This window comes from Sphingomonas sp. Ant H11 (assembly GCF_000797515.1).
Classification (GTDB): Bacteria; Pseudomonadota; Alphaproteobacteria; order Sphingomonadales; family Sphingomonadaceae; genus Sphingomonas.
In genome coordinates this window covers 1-10,649 of record NZ_JSBN01000097.1, presented here as the reverse complement: position 1 = coordinate 10,649, position 10,649 = coordinate 1, and the positions used below count along the sequence as shown (strand labels likewise).

Here is a 10,649-nt window from a genome sequence, read left to right as displayed (position 1 = left end):
ATGACGGCCCCTCTCCCCGACCCTCTCCCCGCAAGCGGGAGAGGGAGAAGAAGGAAGAAACATGGACACCAATACCCTATTCCGGCTCGACGGCCGTATCGCCCTCGTCACCGGCGGCTCGCGCGGCATCGGCAAGATGATCGCGACCGGCTTCATCGCACAAGGCGCGACCGTCTATATCTCGTCGCGCAAGGCCGATGCCTGTTTCGAAACTGCGGCGGAACTGGGCGAGAAATGCATCGCGCTGCCGCAGGACGTGTCGACGGTGGCCGGGTGCAAGGCGCTCGCCGCACAACTGGCGGAACATACCGATCGGCTCGACATCCTGGTCAACAATGCGGGGGCGGCCTGGGGCGAACCGTTCGAGATCTTCCCGGAAAAAGGCTGGGACAAGGTGATGGACCTCAACGTCAAATCGCCCTTCTTCCTGACCCAGGCGCTGCACGCCCCGCTGAAAACCGCCGCGAGCGCCGGGCGACCCGCCAAGGTCATCAACATCACCTCGATCGACGGCCAGCGGTTGAACCCGTGGGAGACGTACAGCTATCAGGCGTCGAAAGCGGCGCTGATCTACCTCACCAAGCGGATGGCGGCGCGGCTCATCACCGATCATATCAACGTTACTTCGATCGCGCCCGGTGCCTTTGCCAGCGAGATGAACAAGGCCGCACGCGACCACGGTTCAGCGATCGCACAGAGCATCCCCGCCAAGCGTATCGGCGTCGATGAGGATATGGCGGGTGCCGCGATCTACCTCGCCAGTCGCGCGGGCGATTATGTGGTGGGCGATACGATCACCGTCGATGGCGGGCTGGTCCATGCGGCGCTGGGCACGAGCATCGACGCCTAATCCGGGCCCCTTCCCTTCCCCGACCCAAGGGGGAGGGAAATCAGGCCGTTTGGGGGTGATGCGGTTGCAGGATCATCACCCCATCCTCCACCCGCCAGGATTTGAGGCGCGACAGGAAGTTCATCCCCACCACGTTCATGTCGCCAAAGGCGGGCGACACTACCACCGGCAAATCGCGCGCGACGACATTGCCGATGCGCAGTTCCGGCACTGTCGCGGTTTGCGCCGCCACCGTGCCATTGGCGGTCTGCATCATTACCGGCATCAGCGAATCGCTCGGCTCGATCCCCGCTGCGGCGGCGGTATCGGCCGAAATCGCGGTGACCGTGGCACCACTATCGACCAGCATCCGCCGTTCGATCCCGCCCAGCTTCACCCGCACCCAGAAATGCCCGTCCGCCGCCATCGGCACGCGCATCTCCTTGCCCACCACGCGCTGCCCGCCCAGCTCGAACCGCTGCGCCACGCGGGCGAAGGTCGGGTCGAGCGGCGCGCGCTCCATCACCAGCAACGCGACCAGCACCATACATCCGGCGGTCACCGCAAAAGCGAGGAACCGCCCGATCACCGGCACGCGCCGCGCCAGAACCATCACCGCCACGACAGCGATGACCAGCAGATAGAGCGAGCCCTGGGGCCCAAGATCAGGAAGCGTGTTCACCACCCGAATATAATAACGGGCGCGGCTTTATGAAGGCTGACTAGGCCATCGCCGCGAGCAATTGGTCGACCGTGGTCGTGGCGAACGCCGTGAAATTGTCGGCCACGCCATACGGGATCAGCAGATCGCGCCCTTTCGCCAGCACGCCACAGCTATACACCACATTGGGCACATAGCCGTCGCGCTCGAGCGGGCTTGGCGTAAGGATCGGCGCGGGCGTGCGCGCCAGCAGGCGCGACGGATCGACCTTGTCGAGCAGGCAAGCGCCGACACAGTAATTGCGCACCATCCCGACGCCGTGGGTGAACACCAGCCAGCCCTCGTCGATTTCGATCGGCGAGCCGCAATTGCCCATCTGCACAAACTCCCACGGGTAACGCGGCGAGACGATCTTGCCGCCGCCCGCCCAATGCAGAATGTCGTCGGAGGCATGCAGCCAGATGCTTTCGCTATCCTGCCGCCCGAGCATCATGAACCGCCCGCCGACGCGGCGCGGAAACAGCGCCATGCCTTTAGCCCCCGCCGCATCGCCCGTTAGCGCCCGCATCGTGAAACTGCGAAAGTCATCGCTCGACAGCAATTCCGGGCGCGCCGCCGCACCGCTGAAGGCGGTGTAGGTCCCGTAATAGGTGGTGCTGCCATCTTCCTCGGTGAAGTGGACGAGCCGCAAATCCTCGATTCCCTGGCGTTGGCTCGGCAGCACCGGAAACAGCACGGTCTCGGAAATATCCCGGCTGCCACCGCAGCGGAGCATCACCACCGCCCCGGCATCGACATCCGTACCCTCGATAATCGGCGGCACCGCGACCAAGCTTGGCAAATCGATCTTGAGCGCACCGCCCGGCACCCAGTTGCCCGTGCGGAATGCGACCGAAGAAACATGCCCTTCCCCAATTCCGCGTAGCGAAAGGACGAAGCGCACCGCGCCATCTTCGAGGCCACTCTGGTCGGGCGCGACGACTGCACTCGGGTTGAACAAGGCCGCAGCTTCGTATGAAAATTCTTCGCTGAAATACGCGCCGATCAAGCGGCGTTGGCCTTCCGAGGCCACCGGCGGCACCGGCAAAGCGGCAGCAACCTCATCGTAGCGCCGCAGCAACATCGCATCGACGTCGCGGTGGCGCTCATCCAGCGAATCCACGATCAACGCTAGCTCCGCCGTCAATGCGTCGCCCGTCAGGGTCAGGACGCGGTCGACGATGGCCTGTGCGCGGCTATGCCCTTCCCGCTGAAATTGCGCCGGATATTCGAGAGAAAACGGTCGCACCACCGTTCGCGATGGGTCAGGCCGCAAAATGATGCTGCTATGGTCAAGTCTGAGCTGAACATCCGCCATCGCAATCCTTCCTATCCGCCCGCCGCGATACCGCAGCGGAGCCGCCTGAACGTGCGGGCGTGGCCGACGATCCAATGCCGGTCGTCGCCATATGCCATTGGGACGGCGGCCACAAATCCGGAACGCGAACGCTACTCGATTGGCTCGCACACGAATTGGTGCTGGGAATCGGGGCGCGCGTGATACACGGCTATACCGGTTGATTGTGGCCGCGCCCGACTTGCTTTCACACGGAAAGTCCGGGACCGAAAGGGTTCCGATGCCGTCTGCCGTTTCACCCGATGCCGAACTCGGCCTAAAACTCGCGCTGGCGGTGGTCGGCTCCTCGCACGCCCCGGTGCTGCTGCTGGATGGAAACCGCGCTGTCATTATCGCCAGCGACGCCTTTTGCGAAGCCTTCGACATCGATCCCGCAACGATCGTCGGCAAGACCTTTGCCGATCTGGGCGACGGCGAATGGGCCATCCCGCAACTTCAGTCGCTCCTCAAGGCAACCGCGTCGGGACTCGCCGAAGTCAAAAATTACGAATTCGACTTGAAGCGCTCCGGCCTTGCCACGCGGTGTCTGGTCCTGAACGCGCATAAGCTGAGTTACGGTGCCGGGGCCGAACCCCGACTGTTGCTCGCCATCTCCGACGTTACCGCAGCCCGCATCGCGGAAAAGGTGAATGACGGCCTGGTTCATGACAAGAGCGTGTTGCTGCAGGAGTTGCAGCACCGCGTCGCCAATAGTTTGCAGATCATCGCCAGTGTGCTCCTGCAGAGCGCGCGCAAGGTTCAGTCGGAAGAGGTCCGCGGCCATTTGCGGGATGCCCACAGCCGCGTGATGTCGGTCGCTGCGGTCCAGCGGCAACTGGCGGTCGCATCGCTCGACAAGGTCGATGTCGGTCCGTACCTTCACCAATTGTGCGAGAGCATCGGGGCATCGATGATCCACGATCACGAGCAGATTTCGATCGAAGTGACGAGTGCCCGCGAACAGGTCCAGGCCAATATTTCGGTCAGCCTTGGTCTGGTGGTGACAGAGCTGGTGATCAACGCGCTCAAGCATGCGTTTCCTGATGGACGACACGGCAAGATCGCGGTCGATTATATGCGTAGCGGCGCGGACTGGTCGCTCTCGGTAAGCGACGACGGGATCGGCATTACAAAGCAGCCAGGCCCTTCCAAGGCCGGGTTGGGCACGAATATCGTGCAGGCGCTTGCCAAACAGATGGATGCCAGCGTCACCGTGTCGGACGCGGACCCGGGCACCCGGGTAACCTTGGCGCACCATTTGTCGGCGGACACCCCGCCGAAGCGGCACCCGCCATTTAAGGCTTGGCGTTGGCCCCTGCTGCCGACGGTGGCGGGGGCGGCAACGGTACGACGTGGTACTTGCCATGCAGAGCGTCGATCTCGGCTTGACGCCGCTGCAGATAGAAGGTCCGCGTCGCCACATACGGGTCGGTCGGTCCGTTATGAAGCTGGTGGAACAGTTCGTCATTCTCAGCGCGCCGGTCAAGCACCCCGAGGACGCTGACCGGCAGAGTAAAGGCGGCCCTGTTAAAGGGCTTTCCAACCCCCAGCGGCAGCACCAGCCGATCGACCGCATCCCCCACCAAATCGCGCAGCGTGGTGGGCCCTATCAGCGGCAAGAACAGGAAAGGCCCAGGCTTCACGCCGTAAAAACCGAGCGTGTCGGCAAAGCCATTCGGGCGCCGCGGCAAATGGATCGGGCGACGCTTGGCCATATCGAAAAGGCCGCCGACCCCGACGGTGGAATTGACGACGAAGCGCCCCAGCGTCTCGGCGGCCTTGCCCGCTTTATGCTGGAGCAGAAAATTCACGAACACGATCGGCTCGCGCAGATTGTACAGGAAATTGCGGATGCCGCTGCGGACCGGCACTGGCACGCTGTGCTTATAAGCCAGCGCCAGCGGCCCGACAAAGGCACGGTCGACCTCCTGCGTCGCCTTGAAGGATTCGGTGTTGATCGCAGCGATAGGGTCGTTTGCGGTATTTCGCGAACGGGCCGTAACGACGATGTCTTGCGGCTCTTCCATCGGCGGCGGCGCGGCCGACACCACTGCCGCTTCGTCGGTTGCGACAAGGCTTGCGGTCTGCGGATCGGCGAGCGGCACCGTCGGCGACGCCAGCATGCTGGCCGCCACAACCTGTTCGGGCTGAGTGACCTGCAGGTCGCGATCGTCCACCGGCGTGCTGGTCGCCAGCATCGCTGTGACCCAGATCGGAATGCTCACAAATCCGCTCCTGCCGGGCACGCGTAAGAGGCTTCAAGACACGCAAAACCGGCGATCGGGTTCCCCTGCCGTACTCTTTGGGAAGACGCCAATTGTCGTTTCCTAATGTCGTGCCGACGGGTCAGTATGGAATACGCCAATCCCCCGTTATGTGTGTGACGACACCAAAAGCAAAAATCCTCAATTCTATTTTAGGGCTTTCCGAAATCTCTCGTCGAGCGCGCCCGTGGCGAGCGCGCGCAGCAGGAAGCGGCGGCCTTCCCATAAGAAAAGCCCCGCGTCCGGCATCGCTATCGCTGCATTATCGGGCGATACCGCCCGCCGCCAGCACCGCCAGAGTGACGAGTTCGCTCGCGGTCGAGGTCATCGGCGCGATCTGCACCGATTTCTCCATCCCGACGAGCATCGGCCCGATCACTGCATCGCCGCCCAATTCGCGGAGCAACTTGGCCGAAATATTGGCCGATTGCAGCCCCGGCATGATCAGCACATTGGCTGGCCCCGAGAGGCGCGCGAACGGATAATTGGCAAGCTGTTTGGGGTTGAGCGCGACATCGGGTGCCATTTCGCCTTCATATTCGAAACTGACCTGCCGCTTGTCGAGTACCTTCACCGCCGCGCGGATATCGTCGAGCCAATTGCCTTCGGGGTTGCCAAAGGTCGAATAGCTGAGGAAGGCGACGCGCGGCTCATGCCCCATGCGCTTGGCGACGAGCGCCGTCTGCTCGGCAATATCCGCCAGTTCCTCGGCATTGGGGCGCTCGTTCACGGTGGTGTCGGCCATGAAGACCGTGTGGCTTTGCCCGACCATCAAATGAATGCCGAACGGGGTGCGCCCCGCCTCGGGATCGATCACACGGCGGATTTCGCGCATTGTATGCGCATAGGTGCGCGTGATGCCGGTGATCATCGCGTCGGCTTCGCCCAGTTGCAGCATCACCGCGCCGAAGATGTTGCGATCCTGGTTGATCATCCGCTCGCAGTCGCGCCGCAGATAGCCGCGCCGCTGCAGTCGTTCGTAGAGGAAGTCGACCATGCGCGGCACCAGCGGCGAATTGCGGCTGTTGTGCAATTCATAGCTGTCGGGATCATTGACGCCGAGCGCGCGCAACCGTTCGGGCACATCATCGCGGCCGACCAGCACCGGCGTGCCGTAACCGCCGTCCTTGAACGCGATCGCCGCGCGCAGCACGACTTCTTCCTCGCCTTCCGCGAACAACACCCGCTTGGGATGTGCCTTGGCACCTTCATACGCGAGCGTCAGCACCGAAGTGGTCGGGTTGAGCCGTGCCTTCAGCGTCTGGCGATAGGCCTCCAGATCGAGGATCGGCTTGGTCGCAACGCCCGAATCCATCGCCGCCTTGGCCACCGCGACCGGCACGATTTCCATCAGCCGCGGGTCGAACGGTGCCGGGATGATGTAATCGGGGCCGAAGGTGTGGCGCACACCGTAAGCAACCGCCACTTCCTCGGCCACTTGTTGCCGCGCCAACGCCGCCAGCGCGCGCGCGGCCGCCAGCTTCATTTCATCGTTGATCGTCGTCGCGCGCACGTCGAGCGCGCCGCGGAAGATGAACGGGAAGCCAAGCACGTTATTGACCTGGTTCGGATAGTCCGACCGCCCCGTGGCGATGATCGCATCGGGCCGAGCCGCCTTCGCCTCGGGCGGGGTGATCTCCGGATCGGGATTGGCCATCGCGAAGATGATCGGCTTGGGGGCCATCTTGAGCAGGTCCGACGCCGGCAGCGCCCCGGCGGCTGAAAGACCGACGAACACATCCGCACCATCGAGCGCCTCGGTCAGCGTGCGCTTCTCGGTGGCCACGGCATGCGCCGACTGCCACTGATTGATATCGGCCCGCCCCTGGTAGATCACCCCACCAAGATCGACCATCGTCAACTGGTCGCTCGGCAGGCCCATCGCTTTGATCAGCTCGGCGCACGCGATCGCCGCCGCGCCCGCGCCGTTCATCACCACCTTGGTGTCCTTGATGTCACGGCCGGTCAGGAACAACGCGTTGATAAGCCCCGCCGCGCAAATGATCGCGGTGCCGTGCTGGTCGTCATGGAACACCGGGATGTTCATGCGTTGACGCAAGGTCTGTTCGATGATGAAGCATTCCGGCGACTTGATGTCCTCCAGATTGATCCCGCCAAAGCTCGGCTCCATCAGCTCGATCGCATCGATCAGCCGGTCGGCATCCTCGGTCTTCAGCTCGATATCGATCGCGTCGACATCGGCGAAGCGCTTGAACAGCACCGCTTTGCCTTCCATCACCGGCTTGGACGCGAGCGCGCCGAGATTGCCGAGCCCGAGAATGGCGGTGCCGTTCGAGATGACCGCAACGAGATTGCCCTTCGCGGTGTAATCATACGCCAGGCTCGGATCGGCCGCGATCGCCAGCACCGGCACCGCGACGCCCGGCGAATAGGCCAGCGCCAGATCGCGCTGAGTCGCCATCGGCTTGGACGCGACGATCTCGATCTTGCCCGGTCGCCCTTCCGAGTGGAACAGCAGCGCCTCGCGCTCGGAAAATTGGACGTTCGAGTCTGCAGTCATGGGGGCGGCCTCCTGGATCGGCGTCGTCTTAGAAACAGTTTGGGAGAATGGGAACGGCTCTAGTTGCCGTTACGACTATCGAAGGACCGACGCGCCTCGGCGATGCGGTCGACATTGTCCGCCGCCCACACCCACACGCCGCAAAACGCCTCGGCCAGCGTGAAACCGAGTTCGGTCAGCCGATATTCGACTTTTGGCGGGATCACCGGATGGATCGTCCGGATCACCAGGCCGTCGCGCTCCATCTGACGCAACGTCTGTGTCAACATCTTCTGGCTGATGCCCTCGGCAAGCTGCGCCAGACGCGAGAAGCGCAGTTCGCCATGTTCGGTCAGCACCTCCAGCACGATCATCGTCCATTTGTCGGCGACGCGACCGATCACTTCCGTGACCAGAGCCTCGACGCGCGGATCGAGATTTTCGGGATATTGGTGCGAAACGGCCATTGGTTTCCTGTCGGTAAGTACCGCACTTTTGCGTGCCTACTTTCCAATCGAACGCGCAGCTTTTACGCGCCGTGTCAACAATCGAACGGGAAGAGCAACCATGAATATCAGCGGCAACACCCTCCTCATCACCGGCGGCGGCACCGGCATCGGCCGTGCGCTCGCCGAGCAATTTCACGCGCGCGGCAACCACGTCATCGTCGCCGGCCGTCGTGCCGAGCCGCTCGACGCGCTGGCGCGCGACCTGCCGGGAATCAGCACCGCCTTGCTCGACGTCGCCGACGCGGCCGACATTGCGCGCTTCGCCGACACGATCGCCAGCGAGCACCCGGCCCTCAACGTCGTGATCCACAATGCGGGGATCATGCGCGCCGAAGATATGACCGCGCAGCCCTATGACCTGAGCGATGCCGAAGCGATGATCGCGACCAACCTGCTGGGGCCGATCCGGCTGACCGCGGCCTTGCTGCCGCACCTGCGCAAGCAGCCCAACGCCGCGATCCTCACCGTATCGTCGGGTCTCGCCTTCGTACCGCTGGTGGCGACGCCGACTTATAGTGCGACCAAGGCAGCAATCCACAGTTGGTCGCAATCCTTGCGGGCGCAGTTCGCCGACACGGGCATCGACGTGATCGAAATCGCCCCGCCTGCCGTCGCGACCGATCTGATGCCGGGGCATGCCGAAAACCCCAATTCGATGCCGCTCGACGCCTATATCGCCGAGACGATGGCGCTGCTGGAGACCAATCCGCACGGTCCTGAAAATGCCGTCGAGCGCGTCAAATTCCTGCGCGATGCCGAGCGCGAGGGGCGGTATGACGCGGTGTTCGCCGCGCTCAACCAGCGACACTGACGCGGCGGTTTCCTTTCGGGAGGGCGGGCGGTATCAGACGGCGATGGCGCCAGCACCGACCCCCGCTCCCACCCCGATGATGGCGCAATATTTCGCGCTGAAGGCCGAGGCGGCGGATTGCCTGCTGTTCTACCGCATGGGCGATTTCTTCGAATTGTTCTTCGACGATGCGAAGGTCGCCGCCGCCTGCCTCGACATCGCGCTGACCACGCGCGGCGAGCATCACGGCGCGCCGATCCCGATGTGCGGCGTGCCAGTCCATGCCGCCGATGCCTATCTCGCACGGCTGATCAAGGCCGGGCACCGCGTCGCCATCGCCGAGCAGACCGAGAGCCCGGCAGAAGCCAAGAAGCGCGCGGGCAAGACGTTGGTCTCGCGCGCGATCGTCCGCGTGGTAACGGCGGGGACGCTGACCGAGGAGGCGCTGCTCGATGCGCGCGCCGCCAATTGGTGCGTGGCGATCGGCGAGGTTGGCGGTGCGGTCGCGATTGCCGCTGCCGACATTTCGACCGGGCGGTTCGAGCTGATCGCGTGCGATGCCGCCGGATTGGGTGCCGAACTCGCCCGGCTCGCCCCGGCGGAGACCATCGCGTCGGAAGCGAGCGGCTTTGCCGAGCTCGCGACGATGCTGCGCCCGCGCGGCGAGTTCGACAGCGCGCGCGGCGAGGCGCGGCTGAAGGACCTGTATGCCGTCGCGACGCTCGACGGCTTCGGCCAGTTCGACCGTGCCGCCTTGTCGGCGGCGGGTGGGCTCGTCGCCTATCTCGATCACACCGCCAAGGGCGCGATGCCCTTCCTGCGCCCGCCGCGCCTCGGGCAAAGCGCCCAGCACATGGCGATCGACGCTGCCACGCGCGAAAGCCTGGAACTGACCCAGACGACGAGCGGCGCGCGCAAGGGCAGCTTGCTCGACGCGATCGACCGCACGGTGACGGCGGCGGGCGCGCGCCTGCTCGCCGCCGATCTCGGCGCCCCGCTGATGGAACGGAGCCGGATCGAGGCGCGCTACGATCTGGTCACGCTGCTTACCGAGGATTCGGGGCTGCGCGAGTCGCTGCGGGGGACTTTGCGCAGCATGGCCGATATCGGCCGCGCACTCGGGCGGCTGGCGGCGGGGCGGGGCTCCCCACGCGATCTCGGGCAATTGCGCGACGGGCTCGATGGCGCGTGGCGGCTGGGCGAGCGGCTCGACCGGATCGACCAACCGCCTGCGCTGCTGAAGGATCTTGCCCCGCGCTTGCGCGGGCATGGCGCGCTGATCGACTTGCTGTCGCGCGCGCTCGTGCCGTCACCCCCGATCGATGCCTCGGACGGCGGCTATATCGCGGCGGGCTATGACGCCGCGCTCGATGATCTGCGCGATGCGGGCGCGGGCGGCCGGCGCGCGATCGCCGCGCTCGAGGCCGACTATCGCACGCGGACCGGCGTCGCCCAGCTCAAGATCCGTCACAATGGCGTGCTCGGCTATCATATCGAAGTCCCCGCGCGCGCAGCCGATGGTCTGATGAAGCCCGAAAGCGGCTTCATCCATCGCCAGACGATGGCGGGCGCGGTGCGCTTCAACGCGCCCGAACTGCACGAAGTCGCGGCCAAGGTAACGCAAGCCGGTGCCCATGCATTGGCGGCCGAGGCAGCGCATCTCGAGGATCTGATCGCCGCCGCGCTCGACCGGCGCGAGGCGGTGGCGGCGACCGCGGATG

Annotated in this window: 8 protein-coding genes and 1 pseudogene; 4 read left to right on the top strand and 5 right to left on the bottom strand. The window is 64.6% G+C overall.

Translation table 11 applies throughout. The annotated features are described in order from the left end of the window. Positions 1 to 61 precede the first annotated feature (61 nt). Positions 62 to 850 (top strand): SDR family oxidoreductase, encoded by a 789-nt coding sequence (locus NW75_RS16740; RefSeq protein ID WP_033966295.1) that lies wholly within the window; start codon positions 62 to 64, stop codon positions 848 to 850. A 40-nt stretch (positions 851 to 890) separates the two neighbouring features. On the opposite strand, the gene NW75_RS16735 is transcribed toward NW75_RS16740, so the two are convergent. Further along, on the bottom strand, positions 891 to 1,511 hold the full coding sequence (locus tag NW75_RS16735) for a retropepsin-like aspartic protease family protein (protein ID WP_033966300.1): 621 nt from the start codon (positions 1,509 to 1,511) through the stop codon (positions 891 to 893). 40 nt (positions 1,512 to 1,551) lie between these two features. Then, a complete protein-coding gene (locus NW75_RS16730; protein ID WP_033966294.1) occupies positions 1,552 to 2,847 on the bottom strand; it encodes a glycoside hydrolase family 130 protein in 1,296 nt (431 codons plus the stop codon). 91 nt (positions 2,848 to 2,938) lie between these two features. Between NW75_RS16730 and NW75_RS23965 the strand changes: the two are divergent. Next, a pseudogene (locus NW75_RS23965) lies at positions 2,939 to 4,057 on the top strand (sensor histidine kinase); the annotation flags it as partial. A gap of 103 nt (positions 4,058 to 4,160) precedes the next feature. Here NW75_RS23965 and NW75_RS16720 read toward each other — a convergent pair. The 3 genes from NW75_RS16720 to NW75_RS16710 form a co-directional block, all read right to left on the bottom strand. After that, positions 4,161 to 5,090: an MlaA family lipoprotein gene (locus tag NW75_RS16720; RefSeq protein WP_137902853.1), complete on the bottom strand. Its 930-nt coding sequence runs from the start codon at positions 5,088 to 5,090 to the stop codon at positions 4,161 to 4,163. A gap of 301 nt (positions 5,091 to 5,391) precedes the next feature. Further along, positions 5,392 to 7,650, bottom strand: a complete 2,259-nt coding sequence (locus NW75_RS16715; protein WP_033966292.1) for an NADP-dependent malic enzyme — start codon at positions 7,648 to 7,650, stop codon at positions 5,392 to 5,394. Between the two features lie 59 nt (positions 7,651 to 7,709). Further along, entirely contained in the window at positions 7,710 to 8,096 is a 387-nt protein-coding gene (locus NW75_RS16710) for a winged helix-turn-helix transcriptional regulator (protein ID WP_033966291.1), read from the bottom strand. 100 nt (positions 8,097 to 8,196) lie between these two features. Here NW75_RS16710 and NW75_RS16705 point away from each other — a divergent pair, with 100 nt between their 5' ends. Next, positions 8,197 to 8,949 (top strand): SDR family oxidoreductase, encoded by a 753-nt coding sequence (locus tag NW75_RS16705; protein WP_033966290.1) that lies wholly within the window; start codon positions 8,197 to 8,199, stop codon positions 8,947 to 8,949. 76 nt (positions 8,950 to 9,025) lie between these two features. Beyond that, on the top strand, positions 9,026 to 10,649 hold a 1,624-nt coding region (mutS, locus tag NW75_RS16700), incomplete at its 3' end, for a DNA mismatch repair protein MutS (protein WP_033966297.1).

Excerpts from the sequence above, each read along its gene's own strand:
- NW75_RS16740 (WP_033966295.1), top strand. The coding sequence starts at position 62 with ATGGACACCAATACCCTATTCCGGCTCGACGGCCGTATCGCCCTCGTC.
- NW75_RS16730 (WP_033966294.1), bottom strand. The coding sequence starts at position 2,847 with ATGGCGGATGTTCAGCTCAGACTTGACCATAGCAGCATCATTTTGCGG.
- NW75_RS16715 (WP_033966292.1), bottom strand. The coding sequence starts at position 7,650 with ATGACTGCAGACTCGAACGTCCAATTTTCCGAGCGCGAGGCGCTGCTG.
- NW75_RS16710 (WP_033966291.1), bottom strand. The coding sequence starts at position 8,096 with ATGGCCGTTTCGCACCAATATCCCGAAAATCTCGATCCGCGCGTCGAG.
- NW75_RS16705 (WP_033966290.1), top strand. The coding sequence starts at position 8,197 with ATGAATATCAGCGGCAACACCCTCCTCATCACCGGCGGCGGCACCGGC.